Origin of the sequence: Bacillus horti (assembly GCF_030813115.1) — a bacterium.
Classification (GTDB): Bacteria; Bacillota; Bacilli; order Caldalkalibacillales; family JCM-10596; genus Bacillus_CH; species Bacillus_CH horti.
Map to the genome: position 1 here is coordinate 133,365 of NZ_JAUSTY010000004.1, position 21,467 is coordinate 154,831.

Annotated in this window: 22 protein-coding genes and 1 tRNA gene; 18 read left to right on the forward strand and 5 right to left on the reverse strand. The window is 40.4% G+C overall.

Annotation, left to right across the window (positions count from 1 at the left end; translation table 11 throughout):
* The first annotated feature begins 328 nt into the window (after window positions 1-328).
* The 5 genes from J2S11_RS05765 to J2S11_RS05785 all read left to right on the forward strand — a co-directional run bounded on the left by J2S11_RS05765 (window position 329) and on the right by J2S11_RS05785 (window position 5,199).
* Window positions 329-1,276: a nucleoside triphosphate pyrophosphohydrolase family protein gene (locus tag J2S11_RS05765; RefSeq protein WP_307392159.1), complete on the forward strand. Its 948-nt coding sequence runs from the start codon at window positions 329-331 to the stop codon at window positions 1,274-1,276.
* Window positions 1,277-1,278: 2 nt separating this feature from the next.
* A complete protein-coding gene (locus tag J2S11_RS05770; protein WP_307392162.1) occupies window positions 1,279-2,181 on the forward strand; it encodes a GNAT family N-acetyltransferase in 903 nt (300 codons plus the stop codon).
* Window positions 2,171-3,313 (forward strand): CYTH domain-containing protein, encoded by a 1,143-nt coding sequence (locus J2S11_RS05775; RefSeq protein ID WP_307392165.1) that lies wholly within the window; start codon window positions 2,171-2,173, stop codon window positions 3,311-3,313. The genes J2S11_RS05770 and J2S11_RS05775 overlap by 11 nt, the downstream gene beginning before the upstream one ends.
* A gap of 183 nt (window positions 3,314-3,496) precedes the next feature.
* Window positions 3,497-4,534, forward strand: a complete 1,038-nt coding sequence (locus J2S11_RS05780) for a glyceraldehyde-3-phosphate dehydrogenase (protein ID WP_307392167.1) — start codon at window positions 3,497-3,499, stop codon at window positions 4,532-4,534.
* A 266-nt stretch (window positions 4,535-4,800) separates the two neighbouring features.
* Entirely contained in the window at window positions 4,801-5,199 is a 399-nt protein-coding gene (locus tag J2S11_RS05785) for a cytosolic protein (protein WP_307392171.1), read from the forward strand.
* A gap of 164 nt (window positions 5,200-5,363) precedes the next feature.
* On the opposite strand, the gene J2S11_RS05790 is transcribed toward J2S11_RS05785, so the two are convergent.
* The gene (locus J2S11_RS05790) at window positions 5,364-6,218 is read right to left on the reverse strand and encodes a metallophosphoesterase (RefSeq protein WP_307392174.1); all 855 of its coding nucleotides are present in this window, start codon (window positions 6,216-6,218) and stop codon (window positions 5,364-5,366) included.
* Window positions 6,219-6,458: 240 nt separating this feature from the next.
* Window positions 6,459-8,078, reverse strand: a complete 1,620-nt coding sequence (locus J2S11_RS05795) for a Na/Pi cotransporter family protein (RefSeq protein WP_307392177.1) — start codon at window positions 8,076-8,078, stop codon at window positions 6,459-6,461.
* Between the two features lie 222 nt (window positions 8,079-8,300).
* Here J2S11_RS05795 and nrdR point away from each other — a divergent pair, with 222 nt between their 5' ends.
* From nrdR to J2S11_RS05815, 4 genes are all read left to right on the forward strand, one after another.
* A complete protein-coding gene (gene nrdR / locus J2S11_RS05800) occupies window positions 8,301-8,756 on the forward strand; it encodes a transcriptional regulator NrdR (RefSeq protein ID WP_307392588.1) in 456 nt (151 codons plus the stop codon).
* Between the two features lie 38 nt (window positions 8,757-8,794).
* Window positions 8,795-10,297 (forward strand): replication initiation and membrane attachment family protein, encoded by a 1,503-nt coding sequence (locus J2S11_RS05805; RefSeq protein WP_307392179.1) that lies wholly within the window; start codon window positions 8,795-8,797, stop codon window positions 10,295-10,297.
* A 12-nt stretch (window positions 10,298-10,309) separates the two neighbouring features.
* Window positions 10,310-11,248 (forward strand): primosomal protein DnaI, encoded by a 939-nt coding sequence (dnaI, locus tag J2S11_RS05810; protein ID WP_307392182.1) that lies wholly within the window; start codon window positions 10,310-10,312, stop codon window positions 11,246-11,248.
* A gap of 171 nt (window positions 11,249-11,419) precedes the next feature.
* Window positions 11,420-11,638: a CDGSH iron-sulfur domain-containing protein gene (locus J2S11_RS05815; RefSeq protein ID WP_307392185.1), complete on the forward strand. Its 219-nt coding sequence runs from the start codon at window positions 11,420-11,422 to the stop codon at window positions 11,636-11,638.
* A 446-nt stretch (window positions 11,639-12,084) separates the two neighbouring features.
* Here J2S11_RS05815 and J2S11_RS05820 read toward each other — a convergent pair whose 3' ends face one another.
* Entirely contained in the window at window positions 12,085-13,125 is a 1,041-nt protein-coding gene (locus J2S11_RS05820) for a WD40/YVTN/BNR-like repeat-containing protein (protein WP_307392189.1), read from the reverse strand.
* A 214-nt stretch (window positions 13,126-13,339) separates the two neighbouring features.
* Between J2S11_RS05820 and J2S11_RS05825 the strand changes: the two genes are divergently transcribed.
* From J2S11_RS05825 to J2S11_RS05845, 6 genes are all read left to right on the forward strand, one after another.
* Complete coding sequence (locus tag J2S11_RS05825; protein ID WP_307392607.1) at window positions 13,340-13,693, forward strand: hypothetical protein; 354 nt, start codon at window positions 13,340-13,342, stop codon at window positions 13,691-13,693.
* A gap of 165 nt (window positions 13,694-13,858) precedes the next feature.
* Window positions 13,859-14,263, forward strand: a complete 405-nt coding sequence (locus tag J2S11_RS22275) for a CBO0543 family protein (RefSeq protein ID WP_370875470.1) — start codon at window positions 13,859-13,861, stop codon at window positions 14,261-14,263.
* A 162-nt stretch (window positions 14,264-14,425) separates the two neighbouring features.
* Window positions 14,426-14,501, forward strand: a tRNA-Ala gene (locus tag J2S11_RS05830).
* A gap of 77 nt (window positions 14,502-14,578) precedes the next feature.
* The gene (locus J2S11_RS05835) at window positions 14,579-15,352 is read left to right on the forward strand and encodes a VOC family protein (RefSeq protein ID WP_307392192.1); all 774 of its coding nucleotides are present in this window, start codon (window positions 14,579-14,581) and stop codon (window positions 15,350-15,352) included.
* 180 nt (window positions 15,353-15,532) lie between these two features.
* The gene (locus J2S11_RS05840) at window positions 15,533-15,742 is read left to right on the forward strand and encodes a helix-turn-helix transcriptional regulator (RefSeq protein ID WP_307392591.1); all 210 of its coding nucleotides are present in this window, start codon (window positions 15,533-15,535) and stop codon (window positions 15,740-15,742) included.
* Complete coding sequence (locus tag J2S11_RS05845) at window positions 15,739-16,041, forward strand: hypothetical protein (protein ID WP_307392196.1); 303 nt, start codon at window positions 15,739-15,741, stop codon at window positions 16,039-16,041. The genes J2S11_RS05840 and J2S11_RS05845 overlap by 4 nt, the downstream gene beginning before the upstream one ends.
* Before the next feature lie 378 nt (window positions 16,042-16,419).
* On the opposite strand, the gene J2S11_RS05850 is transcribed toward J2S11_RS05845, so the two are convergent.
* Entirely contained in the window at window positions 16,420-16,743 is a 324-nt protein-coding gene (locus J2S11_RS05850; RefSeq protein ID WP_307392199.1) for a DoxX family protein, read from the reverse strand.
* A gap of 178 nt (window positions 16,744-16,921) precedes the next feature.
* On the opposite strand from J2S11_RS05850, the gene J2S11_RS05855 reads away from it, so the two are divergent.
* Window positions 16,922-17,083: a hypothetical protein gene (locus J2S11_RS05855; RefSeq protein ID WP_307392203.1), complete on the forward strand. Its 162-nt coding sequence runs from the start codon at window positions 16,922-16,924 to the stop codon at window positions 17,081-17,083.
* 316 nt (window positions 17,084-17,399) lie between these two features.
* Here J2S11_RS05855 and J2S11_RS05860 read toward each other — a convergent pair whose 3' ends face one another.
* Window positions 17,400-17,849 (reverse strand): VOC family protein, encoded by a 450-nt coding sequence (locus J2S11_RS05860; RefSeq protein WP_307392206.1) that lies wholly within the window; start codon window positions 17,847-17,849, stop codon window positions 17,400-17,402.
* 79 nt (window positions 17,850-17,928) lie between these two features.
* Between J2S11_RS05860 and J2S11_RS05865 the strand changes: the two genes are divergently transcribed.
* Together J2S11_RS05865 and J2S11_RS05870 are read left to right on the forward strand one after the other, a co-directional pair.
* Entirely contained in the window at window positions 17,929-18,837 is a 909-nt protein-coding gene (locus J2S11_RS05865) for a helix-turn-helix transcriptional regulator (RefSeq protein ID WP_307392209.1), read from the forward strand.
* A gap of 582 nt (window positions 18,838-19,419) precedes the next feature.
* Entirely contained in the window at window positions 19,420-21,462 is a 2,043-nt protein-coding gene (locus tag J2S11_RS05870; protein WP_307392212.1) for a catalase, read from the forward strand.
* Window positions 21,463-21,467: the final 5 nt, after the last annotated feature.

Here is a 21,467-nt window from a genome sequence, read left to right on the forward strand (position 1 = left end):
GCTACTACAATAAAGTAAGATTAAAGATATAGAAATATTAAGTGAAAGAGCAACAGAAGTCATACCATATGACAATGGTATTAAACCATTGGAGGCCGTTGACATCATCCCCATTACGCGACCTATTTTATCAGAATCTGTTTGTTCTTGAATGATGGCCCTAGTTGGATATCATATAAGCAAGATTCTAAGCACGGCATATATAGAGCTATGGTATAATAAACAAAATGAAACCGTTCTTCCTTTTGGGAGAATGGTTTCGTTTTAGGTAGATCATTTAGAAGATACAAGTTAGAATTTTGTAAAGGGGATAAAGGAGAACAAAGAGATGAAAACGATAGCCTATTATCAGGAAAGTATAGATTCTGCTATTCAAGCATTAGGTGGTTATTGGAGACCTTTATCCAGCCTAGCTCGACTGCTTGAAGAAATAGGGGAGGTTAATGAACTTCTTCTACAGGAAACTAGGGATATGGCTTGGAAGGAAGAATTGGCTGCTGAGCTAACAGATTTATTTTTTATTTCAACCTGTCTGGCTCATCAGTATGCCGCTCAGTTAGAGAATGAGTATAAGAGAATTCATTGCCCTGTTGTTCCTGAGGAAATGTACGCGGAGCTTGACCAGTTTGAAACTCCTATTCAAGGGCTACTGCATGTAACCGCCCAAAGTGGTCAGATCGCTCGGATTCTTAATCACTACGAGGGAGACAAGAAGAAAAAGCCAAGTGAGCAGCATAAAAGTGTGGCAACCGAAGTAGCACATCTTCATAAGCTACTAATTAAGTTAGCCAATACGGTAGAGGTTAAGCTTTTTGATCATGTTGAAGTCATCATTAGCCGAAACCTTGTTAGAGATAAAAATAGGTTTGATATCACACATGACCCGATAACTGAAGGTTCAAGGGCAGAGTATTTGCAAGCCTTAAATGAGAATGGGCAGGACAATACACCAAAGGTGTGGGGAGCCAATGCTTGGGATTCTCAAAAGACCATTGAAGAGAACATTCTTCATTCTCTTCCTACCATTAAAAGGTGGGTCAAATGTGGACAGGCTGAAGGCATTGAAGCGGTGGTTTTTCAGCTTCCTGGTAAGCTTAAAGAAGCTGATCATATAATTATTACACAGAGAATGATTGACTTTATTGGATCGAATATAGATAGTCAAATAGAGCTAACGGCTACAACCTATATTCCGCAAGCTAATGAGCATGTATTTGTCCTTTTAAAAAGAATGAATAGGTATTCTAATATCAGAAAGATGGATGGGAGGAAGTAATAATGAGGATACAAATGGCCAGTATAAGTGAAATCCCTAAGATTGCGGAATTAATTTCACGATTAAATGCTTTTTCAGAACAGCATATTGGTTATTGTGGGCAGCAACAGGATGAAATTGAACAAACCTTAAGGAATGATTGGGGAAACGAAGGTGAATTTTCTATCGACCAATCCTTTGTTGTTGCTTTTGATGGTGAACAGCTAGTTGGAGTGCTTGGCTTTGATATCGACGTTGAAGGTGGTCAAGCTGAGGTATGGGGTCCATTTGCAGCTGATCAAAACTTGATATCTCATGAACAGCTATGGAGCTACTGGCTTTCAAATGGTGTAGCAGAGCATGTGCAGCACTATTTCTTTTTTGTAAATACAGCGAATAAGACAGTGATTAACTTTTTAGATCACATTCAAGCTAAGAGAAGAAGTGAGGAGGTTATACTTGTGCTAGATAAAGCTTCCTTCAGCTCACCAGAGCATGCTGCTACAGAGCTACCTCCACAGCTTGAAAAGGACTTTATTCGGCTTCATGATCAAGTGTTTCCTGACACTTACTACAGTGGAGCAGATATACTTAAACGCTTAGAGCAAAAGGAGCACCGAGTTTTTATACATAAAGAGGATGAGCAGCTAGCAGGATATATTTATGTGGAAGCTGATCTCGAATTTGGAGAGGCAAGTATTGAGTTTTTTGGCGTTCCGGAAAAGTATAGAGGCAGAGGGATTGGAACAAAGCTTATTCAAACAGCTATTTCTTGGTTTTTCACCTTTGATCAACTATCTGAAATTAGGCTTTGTGTTGGGGCTGAAAATGCAGAAGCATTGCATGTGTATGAAAAAGTCGGCTTTGGCGTTAAGCATAAACTAATCGCGTATTTAAAAGAAGGGAAGAAGAGGGATGGGTCTTGAAATTGAAAGAAAGTATTTGCTTGAGAAGTTTCCGCAGGATAGGATTAGTCAAGGTCAGTTTAAAGTTCTAGCTAGACAAAGCTTTGAACAAACCTATTTAGCTCTAACGGATTATCAGGAGCTAAGAGTTAGAAAGATTGTCGAAGAGAAGGAAGGACAATGCACGAAAAGCTTTGTTCATACGTTTAAAGAAGGGCAGGGTATAGCAAGAAAGGAAATTGAATACGAGATCTCAGAGGAGCTGTATGATCAGCTTATTGAAGGAAAAAAACCATTAAAAAAGGTGCGGACAACGGTAGTAGAAGAGGGTATGGTTTATGAAATAGATGAGTACAGCGGCTTTGACATGATGACCATAGAGGTCGAATTTAAGACGGAGGAGGAGGCTAAGAGTTTCTCTGCTCCTGAATGGTTCGGTGAAGAAGTTGGAAGCGAAAAGGAGTATCGTAACAAAACCCTATGGGCTTCCTTACAGAAAGAAGATCACTATATTGCTTTGAAGAAAACAGACATATTGAATGAGGTGCAAAAATCTCGGGGTGTAGATTCTCCTGCTTTCTCCAATGTACTCGCACAGCTAGCTCATACTTTTTCAACGAGTGGTGTAGTTTGGGGAGTTGGGGGTTCTACTCTTCTAGCTCAATACAACCTTGTGAAACAGCCGAGAGATTTGGATATTATTGTTCAGCAGGAAGATACCGCTCAAGCTGAATTGCTCCTGACACGTGAAGGGGAGAGACGAGCTCTAGAATCAAGAGCTCCCTTTTTGACCAACAGATTCTATCAAATAGTAATGAAACAGGCAGAAATTGATGTCATGTGTGGTCTCAGAATTGAGCATGATGAGGGAATATTTGATTACACATTTAACCAATCTACGATTGCTTATCATAAAGAGATCCAAGGTCAGCTCGTACCATATTCATATTTAGAGGACTGGTATGTTTTATATAGCTTAATGCCGGGCAAGGAGCAAAGAGTCCATGTTATTGAAATGTACTGGGCTAAGCATGGAATGGAGCATCCAGATCGAATTCAAGCTTTCCTAAATGAAGAAGTTAATTTGCCACAGAGATTGAAGGAAAAGCTACTCGTGCTCAAAGAGCAATATAAAAGTTATACAGAGAATTAAGCACTTAAAATTAAGCACTTAATTAATTAGCAGCCTATGCTGATCAACAAATGTATGGTCGCAATCAGGCTGCTTTTTTATATATAAAAAGACACAAAATAAAACTTTTAGTTGCAATATATGCTATACTTAATATAATTATATTATAATTAGTATAACCTATATTGAGGAGGAAACAGATTAATGACAACCAAAATTGCAATTAATGGCTTCGGGAGAATAGGGAGAATGGTTTTCAGGCGTGCTATTAAAGATTCTTCTCTTAAGATTGTTGCCATTAATGCCTCCTATCCGGCTGAAACGTTAGCTCATTTAATTCAATATGATTCGGTACAAGGCAAATTTGATGTACAGATTGAAATAGAGGAGAAGGCTCTTATTGTAGACGGTAAGCGTATAGAGCTTTTAGCGAAAAGAGACCCTCTTGAGCTTCCTTGGGGAGAGCTAGGGGTAGATATAGTCATAGAAGCAACAGGTCAATTTAATCATCGTGAAGCGGCGTCCAAGCATTTTATCAGTGGAGCGAAAAAGGTCATCTTAACCGCTCCTGGTAAGCAGGAGGATATAACGATTGTTATGGGAGTGAATGAGAGAAAGTACGATCCTGAACAGCATCACTTGATTTCTAACGCTTCCTGTACGACAAACTGCCTTGCTCCTATTGCCAGCATCCTAGACAGTCAATTTGGGATTAGGGAGGGAATGATGACAACGATTCATTCCTACACAAACGATCAGAAGAATTTAGATAATCCACATAAGGATCTTCGCCGGGCTAGAGCCTGTGCTCAATCCATTATTCCTACAACAACGGGGGCTGCTAAAGCGGTATCTAAGGTTCTTCCACAGTTAGAAGGTAAGCTTAATGGATTAGCCCTTCGTGTCCCAACTCCTAATGTTTCAGTTGTTGATTTAGTTGTGAATGTGGAGCAAGAGGCTACGGTTGAGCTGGTCAACCAAACGCTACAGCAGGCTAGTGAACGTCAGCTTAAGGGAATTATAGAGTATACGGAAGAGCCACTTGTATCTATAGATTATGTGGGAAATTCACATTCAGCTATTATTGATGGATTATCTACCATGATGATGGGTTCAAATCAGATTAAGGTGATTGCCTGGTACGATAACGAGTGGGGCTACTCCTGCCGTGTAGTGGATTTAGCTAAGTTTGTGGGGGAACGATTATTGATTAATAGGCAGGAAGCTGTTCTTCATTCATAAGCTTCTTGATTAAACAGAACTACCTTTATGGATAGCTTCTAATGACATAGCTATTTAAATGACAGATATATTTATTAGATAGTATTTGTAGGATAACCATACTCAGGCGTGGTTATCCTTTTTGCGATTTGATTTTGTATGTCATAAAGTTATAAAGCCATAAAGCCAATATAGAATATAATCCTCGAAAGGACCTATTTCTCTTTGCTCTAATCTAGAAGGCTTTGCTATAATAGATGGTAGTGTGTTAAAGAGGAGGAGTGTTCATGGGATTTAAGGATTTTTTTTCTAATCGAACGGAAACATTAGAGCAGCATCGAAATAAAGATTTGCAAACTAGATACTACAAGGCCAATAAATCTAAAGTCATGCAAGCGGTTAAGTCGATTATTGAAAGTGATCCACAGCTTCGTCTACTAGACTACTCGGAGGATCATGGAGAAATTACAGCAGAATACATAAAACCAAGAAAAGCATTTGTTGTTGTAAGTGTCATTACGGTGTTTCCATATCGGACAGCTGTAGATTTTACGATTACAACTAGTACACTTTTTCTGCCTATCGATTGGGGCTTCAGCCGAAAGGCAACGTTACATCTTTATGAAAAGGTGAATAAAGAGCTGGAATTCATCGGAGTAGGATTGACTGAAAAGAAGGATGCTTGATCTTTATCGTCATTAGGCACCTGCACAGCTTCTTGAATAAGGTAAGTTATGTAGTAAAGCCCTAAGAGAAATCATATCCATATTTAGGTACAAAAAATCCCCCAATCATTGCTGAAAGGGGGATTTTATTATGCCATACAATGGTTGTCAGCATGTATCTATTTCTATGCAACAACCTTTGCTTTTAATTTTAGCTCAGAGTGAGAGCCTTTTAAAATATGCATGGTTACTTCTGGTCTGCAACCAAGACGAAGGTTAGCCCCTGTTTGTCCTAGGCCACCACTAATATAGTAAGGACCATGCTCGTGCTCCTGGAGTCCACATAGATACTTTTTGAACGGTTTTAGTCCCATTTTTAAAGAATGAACAGGGAGCGGATAATAAATTTGTCCAGAATGGAAATGACCACAGATTAAATAATCAAATGACTGTTCGATATCTTTAACCACTAGAGGATCATGCGTTAAAATGATGCGAATGCCTTCATCAGTAACATTACGGAAGGAGGCTTCAACATCGGCATGCCCTGAATAGCGATCGTCAATCCCAATGAGCTGAAGAGGAACACCAAAATCGTTTTCCTCAATCACATGTGTTTCATTAGAAAGCACTACAACACCGAGTGCTTCTAGCTTCTTCTGGATTTCAGGTAAATGATCAGCTACGATCCAATCATGATTACCCCAAACAGCGTAAACGCCATATTTGGTTGGGATCTTCATAATAATTTTCATGAAATCAATAAAGCGATCAATACTCTGTACCCGATCTAAATAATCCCCTGTCAGTGCAATGAAATCAATTTCTTCATCTTTAACTAACTCTAGGACTTTTTCAGGCTTAACCGAAAGTTTCTCAATGTGAATATCTGTTAAATGGAGGATTTTGAGCTCTCCATTAAATTTTCTTGTTGGTTGGAATTCTATATCAATTTGCTTGTATTCCGGTCTAAACGTATTCCAATATGCTTTTGACAAGATTGAAAAACCAGCTATCGTAGCTAATGAAGTTAAAAGCACGGATCCATCTCCTTTATAGATTTACTTCTCTATCTATCCAATCCTTTTTTCATACATATTCTATCATATAGGAATAATACTTCGAACTCTACCCCAAAAATATGACAATTGGATGAGGAGTAATAAGCTACTCCCTGCAAATTGCTTATAGCAAAGCTATTGTAAGTATAGCATAAAACAAAAAAGCCTTCTTATGGCAGAAGGCTTGAATTTTTTAAGACTTAGGTCGTACTTTTACTCTTATTCTCCATATAAAACATATTGAGCAATATTCTTTGAATGATCACCCATACGCTCTAAATTACTTAGGATATCCAGAAAAACAGCGCCTGAATTTCCACTACATTGGTTCTTGTTAAGACGCGAAATATGATTTTTACGGAAGGTACGTTCCATTTTATCTATTTCACTTTCATTTTGTAGAACCTGCTCGGCAATTTGCTTATCTTCATTTTCTAAAGCAGCTATGGCTAGACCTATCGTTTTATCTGTTAGATTGATCATTTCCTTTAATTCTTTTATCGCATCCTCAGAAAACTCAACTTTGTGAGCAACAGAGAACTCGGCTAGCTCCGCAATATTTTCAGAATGGTCCCCAATTCGTTCAATATCATTAATGGTTTGCATCAAAATAGAGCTTCGTGCTGATTCATCCTCACTTAGTGAGCTTTGCTGAATACGGACGAGGTATTCTGTTGTCTTTTTATCTAAATCGTTCACAATTTCTTCTTTCTGAAGAGCTAATTTACCAAACTTTTCATCTCTAGTGAAGAAATAATTTACAGCGTCATTCAGTGTTTCTTTAGCGAATTCTCCCATGCGCAGAATCTCGTGAGTTGCATTACCAAGAGCCACAGACGGATTAGACAACAAGCGCTCGTCCAAATGGATCGCTCCGAATTGAAGCTGTTTCATCTGTCCTGGAACCACCTTTGTGACTAAGATGGCGAGTAATGTGACAAATGGCAAATGAATTAATGTATTGGTCATGTTAAAAATACCATGGGCATATGCAATTTGCATTCGAATATTTGCTCCAGTAATATCTCCTAGCCAAGCTATGAATGGGATGAAAAAGCTCATCACAGACATGAAAATAAAAACTCCGATTAGGTTGAAAATAACGTGAAAGGCTGCTGCTCTTCTAGCTGCTACAGTTGCTCCAATAGAAGCAAAGACGGCTGTTATTGTAGAACCCAAATTATCTCCTAGCAGGACCGGTAATGCTCCTGCAAGTGGAATCAATCCTTCATAGGCAAGAGATTGAAGAATAGCAATTGCCGCTGATGAGCTTTGAACGATGACTGTAAAAACTGTCCCTACAATAGCTCCCAAAATTGGGTTTGAAGACAAATCGGTAATAAAATCATGGAAAGCCTGGAGATTAGCTAATGGTTTGACACCACTGCTCATCGTTTTTAACCCTAAAAATAGAAGTCCAAACCCTAAAACAATTTGTCCAACGTACTGATATTTGCGCTGTTTAACGAAAAGAAATAAAAGCACTCCTACAGCGATAATAGGCAGGGCGTAATCATCAATTTTTATCCCAATAATAAAGGCAGTCAGGGTTGTTCCAATATTAGCTCCCATAATGACACCAATTGCTTGTCTCAAGGTCATTAACCCTGCATTGACTAGACCAATCGTCATAACCGTAGTTCCCGTCGAACTAGATATTAAGGCCGTTACCAATATACCAGCTAAAACTCCTTTCAACGGATTAGAGGTGTATTTCTCTAAAATACTTCTCATTCGGTCACCTGCGGTTTTTTGTAATCCGTCAGACATAAACTTAATCCCGAATAAGAAGATGGCTAGTCCACCAACAAAATTAAATAATAATTCCTGCCAGTCCATAAAAGATGAGCTCCCCCTTGTCCTATGCCGTTCTTTGAAGTCATGTGAATGTATGCTACAATTCAATATATTTACATAAAAACAATGTTGTTAACAAAAAAAACACTCGTCACATATTATAGCGGAATATGACGAACAAGAAAAGCGTTAATCATTATCTCTTCTTGACGAAAAACACAGAATAAGCGACACTAAGGATAAGCTAAATTGGAGTTGATGATTATGCGTTGTCCATACTGTGGGCATTTAGGGACAAGGGTTTTGGATTCTAGACCTTCTAATGAAAATCGTTCAATACGTAGAAGACGGGAATGCGAATCCTGTTACCAACGATTTACTACTTTTGAAATTGTCGAAGAAACTCCGATCATGGTCATAAAAAAGGAAGGCACGAGAGAGGAATTTAGTCGAGATAAAATTCTCCGCGGGCTTATTCGTGCTTGTGAAAAGAGACCGGTTGCTCTTGAAACGTTAGAAAATATCGTGCACAAAATTGAAAATGATCTACGAAATACAGGACAACAGGAGTACCCTAGTCAGGAGATCGGAGAAAAGGTGATGGACGAGCTCTACCTCATTGATGAGGTTGCCTATGTCCGATTCGCTTCTGTATATAGACAATTTAAAGATATTAATGTATTTATTAGTGAGCTAACAGATTTACTAAAGAAAACATGAGCGCTTTGACATTTATATAAGAATGGGTGATTACTGTTATGGCTCTAGTTTGGAATGAGGTCAAACCTATAGACGGATTTCGTGTACAGGCCAAAAGGATTTTGAGTCATACTGAACATAAAACACTAACACATCTTTACCAGCCTATTATTGGCGCACTATCCTATGCGTTATACCTAACACTGTTAGATGAAGTGGAAGGAGAACGCTTATTTTCTGTTGAAAAGAATCATCAATGGCTAATGAAGGTCATGAATCAATCATTAGATGTGATCTATCAATCGAGGCTGAGATTAGAAGCATTAGGATTATTAAAGACATATGTGCTGCATAAGGATGAGGATCAGACTCTCTTTGAGTATGAGCTGTATCATCCACTTACCCCTGAGCAATATTTTGGAGATGATTTGTTAAGTATCTGTTTATATAATCAGGTAGGGGCCCAGCGGTATAAGGAGCTACGAGTTCGATACTCAGCAAATACGATTCAAGGCGGAGAAAATCTCCAGAAGCAAAAGCATGAAATTACAAAGGAATTTCATCAGGTTTTTTCTTCCCTTTCTCCTTCGGAGCTTGTAGCTAAACGAGGTAGTGAATTAAATGATCAGCTTAGTGAATTAGAGCAAAGCTATCCGCTACCAAAGCAGGCGGATTCTTATTCTGGTTCCCCAACCTTTGAGCGGTTTGCATTAGATATTGATGTACTAAAGAGTTTGCTCATGAAAGGGTTAAAGGCGGACGAAATTTACAACGGACAATCCCTTCCTTATATTAAAAAGATCGCTTTTTTCTATCAGCTAGATGAATGGAGCATATCCAGAATCGTCCAAGATTCACTGTCAAATCAGGAGCAGCTGGATTTAGGTGTACTGAGCGAAAAAGCAAAGGAATGGTATCGTTTTCAGGAGGGGGGACAGCCTCCTCGTATCATTCATGATGTACAGCCTATTGAAAAAAGAGTGTTCACTAAGCCTGAGGAACTGACGGAAGAGGAGCGACATTTGTATCAGCTTGAGAATCTTAGCCCCCTGCAGCTGCTAGAGCAATTTCAACGCGGAGGTAAGGTAGCTGAAGCTGATGTCAGGTTAGCCGAGGAGCTTTTATTGGAGTATAAGCTAGAGCCAGCTGTTATTAATCTTCTTCTGGAATACATCTTTTATACCAATAACTACAAGCTGCCAAGAAGCTTAGTGACGAAGGTTGCCGCTCATTGGAAAAGGTTCAACGTGCAGACGGTTAAGGAAGCACAAGAGCTTGCTTTGAAGGAGCAGCAGCAATATAAGGAATGGCAAAGTAAACAAGAGCAAAAGGATGGGGGCAGTAAGAGTACTGGAAGGGCAAATTCACGGAATAAGCAGCCTATCCGGACAGACAAGCTTCCTCCATGGATCGAAGCTCAGCAGAAGAATGAAAGGGAAATGCAAAGAGCTGATAGTAAGATAGAGAAGGAAGAGAGTATGGGGCTTACTGAGGCAGAGCAGGAACGAAGAAGACGAATAGAAGAAAAGCTAAAAAGTCTAGAAAGCATGAGATCAAAGTGAGGAGGCTAAAGGATGGAACCCATTAAGTATGTTCTGCAGGATTGGTTAAGAGAGCGTGGAGTTTCACAGGAGGATATTCAGAAGCAAAATCACTACTATCTCAGTCATCCTATATTTCAAAAGTGGTGGCAGCATCATCCTGAATGGCAGCCCGATCAGCTCCTTCCATATATGAATAAGATTAAGGAATTTGTAGGTGAGCAGCAAAGCTGTCAAAGCTGCCGAGGTCTTCATGAATGTAGCAATATGATGAGTGGGCATGCTGCACACCTAGAGACCTACCACACGATTATTGAAGCTACTTATAAGCCTTGTTCTTATCTGCTAAGAGCAGAGGAATCCAGTAAGAGACATACTCTTGTAAAAAGTCATAAGATACCTAAGGACATTATGTCTGGTTCAATGAGAAATGTTGATTTAGACGACCCACAGAGAGCCGAGGCGTTTGAAGCTGTTCTTGATTTTGCTAAAAAAGCTACTCCAGGTGAGGACTTGATCGGTCTTTATTTGTACGGCCCACTAGGTGTAGGAAAAAGCTACTTACTTGGTGCTGCCTGTAATGCGCTAGCAGATCGTGGCATTGCCTCATATATGGTCTATAGCCCGGATTTCTTTCGCGAAATGAAAGGGGCCATTGCTGAGCAAAATTTAGAGGAGAAGCTACAAGTATTAAAAGAGGTCCCTGTGTTAATATTTGATGATATAGGAGCGGAAAATATTTCAGCTTGGGCCAGAGATGAGATTCTCGGAGCCATTCTCCAGTATCGAGTAATGGAAAAGCTACCAACGCTATATACTTCAAACTATGATTATGATCAGCTAGAGGAGCACTTGTCCTATTCTCAAAAAGGAGGAATAGAGCAGCTGAAAGCGAAAAGAATTATGGAACGGATTAGGCATTACACAGATGCATATTTTATTGAGGGACGTAACCGCAGATCAAGAGCATAATAGTTTCATTGTACTATCAGAATTTATAAGCTTAGAGGTAGATAGTAGAAAAACTAAGGCTTTCGCTAGGACTTGGCGATAAGCCAAGTTTTTCTAATAACGGGAGAATGCCTTTTAAGTATGTAGGAAAACGTTAATAGGAATGTGCCATATAGAAAGGAGATATAAAAAATGTCTAAAGTAACGATTCAGGTTAGAGATGATGGTTCATTATTTGTATCAGGTGGGGAGTTTGAGCTTATTGATGCGGAGGGGAATGCATTTGAAACAAGACCAAAGGTTTCCCTTTGTCGCTGTGGATTAACGGCTAACAAACCTTTCTGTGACGGCTCTCACAAAGGAAAATTTCAGGATAGAGTTAGAGCGCCGAAGCCTGAAGCTTCGGAATAATTGAGTATGGAATGCATTTGATGAATGGTGGATTAATGGATTTATTATCGATTTAAGTAAGTATCAAACAAAGTAAGTATCAAATGAAACTAAGTATCAAATGCAATAATACACCTATATCAAGGGATTCATGTTCCAAAATAAGCTTTTAGTGCAAAAATACACTTATTTTTTGAAAAACGGCTTTTTCAGTCGTTATAACATTAAATAAGTGTATTTTCGTATTTATTTACCTATTTCCTTTATAGAGTAGCTGGATTAAGTGTATTTTTGCACCTATTAGTTTAGAACTTAGCTTGCCACTAATTAAGGTAATATTGCGAGAAACTAAGTTAATCAATGAGAAAAACAAAGTTATTCTTCAAGAAAAGTTATTCTACAAGGGGCTAAGTTTTTCTGCTAGAACTAAGTTATTCTGTGAGAGCTAAGCTGTTCTGCAAGAGCTATTACTCTGAAAGAACTAATAAAGCTCTAGGATGTTGTGTAAGGTACTCCTTTTTCCAATCTATTTTTATCTGATCCCATGTTTCACCTTTGTCTACAGAACAAAATAGCCCATGATTATTTAATGCATAAAATGTATCATACTGAGAAGGATCGGCTGCTAAGCTGGCGATTAAGCTACCTTTCGATTGAGGTAGCCCCTTTGTTACCTCTTTCCAAGGATAACCTCCATCTTTGCGATAAATAGAAGAACAGGCAGAAGAACTATTGTAGGCTGTAGTCGGATTTTCAGATGCTGAGACGATTAACGTATTAGGATCATTGGAGCTAATAGCTAAGTCATAAAGATATGGTTTTGTATCTAGCCCGTGTCCAGTTGCTATCCAGCTTTCTCCTTGATCGAAGCTTTCAAGAACTGCCCGTTCAGAGATAATCATCCCATCTGCGCCACAAGCAGCATAGATTCTTTTGAAAGCTTTGTGATGTGTTTTTAGGGTATGCGCATCAATTGGGTGACCTTCTTTAGTATCTAACCATGTGTTTCCTCCATCCTGTGAACGTAAAACAGCTCCAGCTTCAATAGCAACCTGAATGGTTCCAGTGTTAGGCTCTTCAACAATAGAGCGGACATGATGAGTGTGTGGCTTTGGTGGGAACGCCCACTCTGAAGATGAAGGCATAGAAGGAATGTCTGACCATTCATTCCAGGCAGAGCCTGCATCAGCAGAATAGTACACAGTACTTGGCTGTGTTCCTGCATACACCTTTCCAACATTTCCGTTACTTTTTGTTGGACTAACCACTACTGCTGTAAAGGTTTTTGAGGGCAGCTCCTGCGCAATTTGCTTCCAGTTAAGCCCTGTATCTTCACTAAGCCACAGACCGTGTCCAACTGTCCCACAGTAAATACGCTGTTGATTAAAAGGATCAGCAGCTAAACAGATAGGATGTTTATCCTGAAGCTGATACGTACATGCTACAGAGCTTTTTTTGTCTTCAACCTTAATTAATTCATTTTCCATACATAGAAAGTAAGTTTTCATATAGATATCCTCCTTACTAGTAATAAAAGATATTCATACGTAAGGTGTCCGATTTACTCAGGATAATCGTATTGCTTGTATTTCGTATATATTTGTATTGTTATAATCCCATACCTTTTTCATAAAGGAGGAAAACTCAAATTTTTTGGGCTCAATCCCAGAAGGGCGAATGCATAGATTAGAAGGGAAGTATAAAAGGGAAGGAAGATTGCACATGTATCCTTATCAACAGTACGGCCAAATGCCTGCCTCCGGATCTGGACAAATGCCACATTATCCTATCGAGCCATCTAATCAGTATCAACAACAGCCTTTTCCACCTCAGCAGATGCCTTACATGCCACAAGAGCCACATCACCACCATGCTCCACAGTATGCTCAGCTAAAAAATGAAACCTTACAAACCGTTGAACCTTTCGTACAATACGGCTTGAGAGAAGCTCAACATACGTCGTACCCTCATGCTTTTAGGGAAGTAGCTGCTATTACTTATCTAATAGGAAGAGGATTTAGTCCTAGGATGGCTCATCAAATTGTTGAATCGTGGGAGATGAATGAACACTTTTAGTAAGGTATAGGGATTAATATATGTTTGGTAAGTCAGTAGTAATTAAGTATAGATAAACTAGTTCGTTTGCAGAATAAAACAATTACTAAGAGCCTAAGATAATGTGTGAAGGGAGTGAGTAGCTTGTTCCTCAATATTAGCTTAGGTTTTATTTTGCCTTGGATTGTGGCTTTTTTTCTGATTAAAAAGGATAGGAAGCTCTTAGTTCTCATCGCTCCATGTGGTTCTGTTATTGCCTCAACCTTTGATCTTTTAGGAAAGGGGTTCGGCTTTTGGAAAGTTACGCCGTTTTCTCTTGAGCTTATGAACGCAATTCCCATGTATTTAGGGATATATCCCGTCCTAGCTACATACATGATTTTTTTTATAAATAGAAAAAAATGGCCTAGATTAGTTGGAATTCTTGGATTCACTTTATTCACGACAATTCTCGAAGGGCTTGGTGTTGTCTTCGGTAAGGTTCATTATTATAACGACTGGAATATAGGGTGGACGTTTATTTCATATTTGATTCCATTTATATTGGTTTACTTTTATTATTCTTATCTAAAGAGGCTAAGGTTAATATAGGACTGAGCATAATCAGTTAAATAAAGTGTAATGCATTAGTGCGGCTTAATTTGTGTGTTACATTTTATATTGCAATAAAGGTTTAAATTTGCTAAAATAATTCTTGCAGTCGCAAATAACTTAATGATTTATAGGGAGATTAATTAAGAGTGAAAACAATTCGGGGCCTTAGCTCAGCTGGGAGAGCGCTACGCTGGCAGCGTAGAGGTCAGGGGTTCGAGCCCCCTAGGCTCCACCAAACATTACAAGCGCACACGCGCACACTCATTTATTTGAGTGTGCGCGTTTTTTGCGTTATTGGGGAGGAAATACTTAATGAACCAAGTGAACAACATAGGTGATTTGTTTTGGGTGGATTTGAAGTCGTTAGATGTTGAAAAGAGTAAGAAATTTTACCGAGAAGGGTTTGGCTGGTCATTTAGAAATGAAAATTGGGGCCACCGAAATCAAACGGTGATTTATTCTGGGACGAAACGCATTGGGGGATTAACAGATCTTCGTTCACCGGTCTATTCTCCTGAGACGGAGCCGCATGCTAGTATTTATATTTTGGTCAATCATGTAGATACAATGCTGGATAGAGCGGTAGAAGCGGGTGGAAAAGTTATGCTTGAGCCTTTTCATCTCCCTGGGATGGGACGTATGGCGACGCTGCAAGATCCGCAGGGGGCTGTGTTATCTGTTTGGGAGCAAACTGGGGTTTTTACGGGGATAGGAAAGCAAGAAGGGGCTGAGGAGAGGCTAAGCTGGATCGTACTTTTTTCGAGGGAAGTGATCCAAGCAAGTCAGTTTTATCAGCAAGTGTTTGATTGGGAAATGCAGCGCATGAGTGACGGGGATCGGGTTAGAATTGGGATTTGGAACAAAGGAGAGCAGATTGGTGTCATCATGGAGAGGGATGGAACAGAAAAACAGTTGTCAGACGAGTGGATCATCGGATATAAGGTTGGAGAAATGGAGCAGCTATATGCCGGAGCGGTGTGTTTGGGTGCACAGGTTACGGAAATACAGCCGAAGCGTCAAGGAACAAGTAAAATGGCGTATGGGGTTGGTCCGGATGGTATTCCGATTGTGCTTATTCAAATTTAAAAATGGCTATACTTGATTCAATTGTACGTAAACGATGAAAGGCAGGATTTTTATAATTTATCATACAAAAAGAGATTGTATAATATGAAAAACAGATAATTGTAATGGAAACTTGACATTGAAAGTGAATGTAAAGTATAGTTTACGTAAAGGGTACTTTACATGAAGGGTAGAGATAGGATGAAGCATCGTTTGAAGGAATTAAGAGCTACACATGGATGGACGCAGGAAAATTTGTCTGAGCAAGTTGGAGTTTCACGGCAAACGATCATCTCCATTGAAAGTGGTCGGTACAATCCATCATTGGAATTGGCTTATAAAATTGCTAAAGTATTTCGTTGCAAAATCGAAGATGTATTTATTTTTGAGGAAGGAAGTGAGAAGTCATGAATATAGAACAGATTAGTGGCTTTCTTGGCATACTTGTTGGCGCTTCTTTTGGGGGCCTTGGTGTATGGTGGGGACTCAAAAAAGCAGCTAAGAACAGAGGGATAGATGAAAGATTCAAGGTCATTTTTGCCAAATCGCATAGTACTTCCTGGTTTATTACATTGGGATCAATCTATTGTTTATTTATTTTATACCTCTTAGGTGTGGAGTTTTCTGTCCCATTCGTTCTAGGTATCCTTATCTTTATTCAATTAGGGGGCTATACATTGTCCTACTATTTCTATCATAAAAAATATTAGAAGAGAGGTAAGTAACGGAACTGCTAGACGCACAAGATACTACAGTTGTTGACCAACGAATGGGTTTGATTTCCGTCGTCGGCTAGCGTTTATCTTTCATAGTTTGTTTATCTCGATTAGAAATTTTCGATTTTATACATTTATACAACTACACTGTGTTCTGAACAGGCTAAGATGAACATGATAGTCTAAGATTCCATAGGTAGTGTAATACCCAATTGTGGTAGAGCGTTACGCTGGAACCGTAGAGGTCAGGGGTTCGAGCCCCTTAGGCTCCACCATAATTTTAAGCGCAAATATAAATTTTTTAATACGTTGTAAGGGAACGGTTTGAAACGATTTTTCTACCCTCAGGTCTGAAATACCATGAAGCAGCGGTTAGAATGAGAAAGAACAAGGGAAGTAATAGCTATCAATGGGTTGTCCCAATATCATGTGGGAAATAAGCGCTCCAGCCACGGTAAAGAAAAAACCGGCATAAGCCCATTCTTTAAGGAGCGGAAATTTTGGAACAAGGATGGCAATCACGCCCAAGATTTTAGAGACCCCAAGTACTATCATTAAATAGGGGGGATATCCCAATATCGTAATCGTCTCCACTTCTACGTCCAATTTAATTAATTGGACGATCCCCACGTTAAGCATGCCTACCGAAAGCAAAGCGGTAGCAATCCAATAAATTATTTTATTTCTTTTGCTCATGTCAATTTTCCTCCTTGATTGTTCACATATCATAGTCCATAGCTATAAATCTCTTAAATAGACACTATTTGGTGACGTTTTAAATTATATGACACCGATAGGTGTCTTTTCAACTATCCATCGATTATTATGGTGATGTCGAGTTGACTTCGGCGAATCTGACGAAATGGAATTAATAATGCAGCCGATCGCGGCACAGGGAAAAGGTGAAGGGTGGTTGGAGGACAGCATGAAAGGCGCACCTGGCGTGCTCGTTGAAGACAGCGCACAAGCCGAATTTGGGGAAGCGTTCGTCGAATTGATCTCCAAACACCGGTACTGGAACCGGGAAGAAGCGTAATCATGAAGGAGGGGGCTGTCCAGAAAGTCAGTGGAAAATGACTGACTACTGGACAGATTCCATTTTTTTCCTGAAGACATAGCTGAATATATATATAAAGAAATGAAATCGTATTATGATGATAAAGAAAATAGTAAAGGTTAAATTGTTATCGAAATTATTGGGGTTGGAAATGCAAAGCCAATAACTCATCATCAGGTTACTAGAACTAAAAAAAGCTAAGTGAGCTTGTCCTTCACTTAGCTTTTAAACTACATTCTCATTGTTAGATTAAAAATAGGTATGTTACGTTGTAAAGAAAATAAAACCTTAACTACTAGATTAAACGATCAAGAAATTTACTCGCATCACTATTGAACTTCCACATCACTCCAAATTTATCAATTAATATACCAAAGCTCGATGACCAAGGTACAGAAGATATGGGCATAATAATAGTGCCTTCCTTAGAGAGGTTCTCAAAATATCTCTTAGTAGTATCTGGATCGCCATCAATGATACTAATAATAACATTAGTTCCTTGTGCAACTGCACCTGTCACAGCCTGCATGGAAGGTAAGACGTCAGACATCATCAATATGTTATTTGAAAACTCAATGCGCGACTCCATAATCATATTTTGTTCTTCCTCTGAAAGTGGGGCGGTCGGATTTTGAGGGAGTGCTCCAAAGTTCACTTTCATTACCTTTGCTTGTAAGGCTGTTTCATAAAAATCTAATGCCTCCTGTGTGTTACCATTGAATTGTAAATAGGCGATTGCTTTCATAGTTTGTTGCCTCCTTTAAGTGATATACGTAGTATAATAGGTGATAGGTGACAACAGTATGTCGTATATAGGAGGATTTATGCAAAAGATTGAACGACTTATTTCAATCGTTATGATTCTGTTACAAAAAGAGATTGTTTCGGCAACAGAGTTCAGTCATCTCTTTGGTGTTACTAAGCGTACCATTCAACGGGACATTGAATCATTAAGTTTTGCGAATATCCCTATCTATGCTAAACATGGGTATAGGGGCGGATATGCGCTTATGCAAGAATATAAATTTGATAAACGATTATTGAATCATAAGGATATCGAAAATATTATTGTAGCTTTAGATGGCTTTGAGCAGCTCACGACTAATCATAATATTCAAATGACGATTCATAAAATTAAAGGAATGAGTCATGCCGATCTAACACCTGCACTTCATGTAACGTTCTATGATTGGCTAGGAAGAAGCGAAATAAAGAAAGAGCTGACGTTTATCATGCAAGCCATTGAAAATCATTGGCTCATTGAATTTGATTATGTGGATCAAAAAGGAAACCTAACACATAGAACAATAGAACCCTATAAACTTCAGCTAAATGAGATGAAATGGTACGTCTATGGATATAGCTTAGAACGAGAAGACTACCGAACCTTTAAGTTAACGAGAATAACCAAATTCCAAAGAAAAGGTTCTTTTGTCCCAAGAATTTTAAAAGAAGACAAAAGAGAAAAAGAAATGGTTGAACAGCGTCACTTGACGAGCGTTGCATTAATGATTGATATTACAGTTAGAGACCAATTTATTGAAAGGTATGGCAAGCAATCTGTTACGAAAAAGTCTACGAGAAATTACATAGCACGTATTGAATTACCCGAAAATCAATTTGCTTACCAGTTTCTCGCTGGTTTCGGTAATAAAATTAAAATTATTGAGCCGGCAAGCTATATCGTTAAATACAGAGCTTTTTTAGAGGAAGCTTTAAGGCTTTATAAATAAATTCTGCTGTTAATCATCATTTTAAGCGGATACTATCCAGCCTCTCTAAATGAATAATTAAAAAGGAGGGTAGCGCCCTCCTTTTTAATGCTCTAAAGTAGCTTATTCGCGTGCAAATGGGTCAAAGGATTAGCTAGCCCTTGGGATGACAGCAGCCACTGCAGGATGAGCTGCTGAGAATTGTAAGGCTGCGGCTTTGAGGCTAATATTATGGCGCTTTGCAATCACATGCCAATGAAGGCACGTTTTTTGTTATGTGGGGCCAAAGAAGAGACTTAAGGCGACGCCCCACTCGGAAGAAGTGAAGAAGTAGCTTCGAGATTAAGCTTCAATGGAGGAGTATGGCGTCTAAATCAGCCTTAGCGCTCTACTTAGGAGAATTTGTCGAAATGGAACTAATAATGCCAGATTGAAAACTGACTTAGGTGGATGTAACCAGTTCATTGAAAACGCTTATCTTATAATTGACGGGGATTGCGATAATTTTCGAAGTTCCCGTTTAATTCCAAATGTTTAGGGGTAATTACTGCTTGTATACGTTAAACTCTTTCACATTTTCACGCCTAGGAGGGACAAGACTGTATGAGCAACAAGAAACAACCATCCAACCGAAAGCAGGAGCAGCTTGAGCAGTACCGGGTCGACGATCGAGGACAAGCGATGACGACTAATCAAGGACTTAAAGTATCCGAAGACGAGTTCTCGTTAAAGGCGGGAGCAAGGGGCCCGACGCTGATGGAAGATTTTCAGTTCCGGGAAAAAATGACACATTTTGACCACGAACGCATTCCCGAGCGGATTGTGCATGCCCGCGGTTTCGCAGCGCACGGCGATTTTCAATTATATGAATCACTCGAAGCGTACACCAAAGCGAAATTCCTCACTGATACCTCGGTCGTCACGCCGGTGTTTGTCCGTTTTTCTACGGTTGCCGGTTCGCGCGGATCGGCCGAAACGGTGCGAGACGCACGTGGATTTGCAACGAAATTTTATACGGAAGAGGGAAATTATGATCTAGTCGGAAACAACATTCCGGTGTTTTTCATTCAGGATGCGATGAAGTTCCCAGATTTGGTTCACGCCGTAAAGCCGGAACCGCATAACGAAATGCCGCAGGCGGCATCGGCGCACGACACGTTCTGGGATTTCGTCGCCAACAACCAGGAGACCGCTCATATGGTCATGTGGAAGATGTCGGGCAGGGCGGTGCCACGAAGCTTGCGCATGATGGAAGGATTCGGCGTTCACACGTTCCGGCTCGTCAATGCGGAAGGCAAATCGCATTTTGTTAAATTTCATTGGAAGCCGGTTCTGGGCGTACACTCGCTCGTCTGGGACGAAGCGCAGAAAATATCCGGCAAGGACCCAGACTTTCACCGGCGCGATCTATACGAATCGATTGAGAACGGAGATTATCCCGAGTATGAGCTAGGTTTGCAGTTGCTGGAGGAAGAGGACGAGTTCAAATTTGATTTTGATATCCTCGATCCTACCAAAATCTGGCCGGAGGAGGAAGTGCCGGTCAAGCTGGTGGGCAAGCTTACGTTAAATCGTAATGTCGACAATGTGTTCGCGGAAGCTGAGCAAGTGGCCTTCCATCCCGGACACGTCGTGCCAGGCATAGACTTTACGAACGATCCGTTACTGCAGGGCCGACTTTTTTCATATACGGATACACAGTTGATTCGGCTGGGTGGTCCGAACTTCCACGAGCTTCCCATAAATCGCCCGGTATGTCCGTTTCACAATAACCAGCGTGACGGATATGGACGTCACACGATTAACAGGGGGCCAGTAAGTTATCACAAAAACGCGATCGCAGGCAACACACCTTCTCCGGTTAGCGAGGAAGAGGGAGGATATGCCCACTATCAAGAGAAGATAGACGCACATAAAGTCCGGGCACGTAGCGATAGTTTCAAGGATCATTTCAGCCAGGCGGCGATGTTCTGGAACAGCATGAGCAAACCGGAGCAAGAACATATCGTGTCTGCATTCAGCTTCGAGCTGGGCAAACTGGAGCGAGAATCGATTCAGAAAGCCGTGGTGGACATGTTCGCCAATGTAAACTACGATATGGCGTCCCGTGTGGCGGAAGCGGTCGGCGTTCAAGCGCCGGAGAAGAAGCCGGAGCCGTCCACGGCGAGTTCTCCCGCCTTAAGTCAGGAGAACACGATTTTCACCGCGCGTACTAGGAAGGTCGGCGTGCTGGTAAGCGAAGGGTTCGACGGGCCGCAAGTACAGGACATCCTGGACAAACTCGAGAAGGCCGGGGTGCAAGCGGAGATTGTTGCCGAGAGGCTAGGTCAAATTCAAGGCACGAATGGCGTATCGTTGAAGGTCAAGCATACGACGCTCACTTCCGATTCTGTGTTGTTTGACGCACTGTTCGCCGCAGGGGGAGACGCCAATGCAAATTTCAGCAAACAAGCGGCATACTTCCTGACGGAGGCGTTCGAACACGCAAAGCCGATCGCGGCGCACGGACAAGGCGAAGGGTGGTTGGAGGACAGCATGAAAGGCGCACCTGGCGTGCTTGTTCAAGACAGCGCACAAGCCGAATTCGGGGAAGCGTTCGTCGAATTGATCTCCAAACACCGGTTCTGGAACCGGGAAGAAGCGTAATCGTG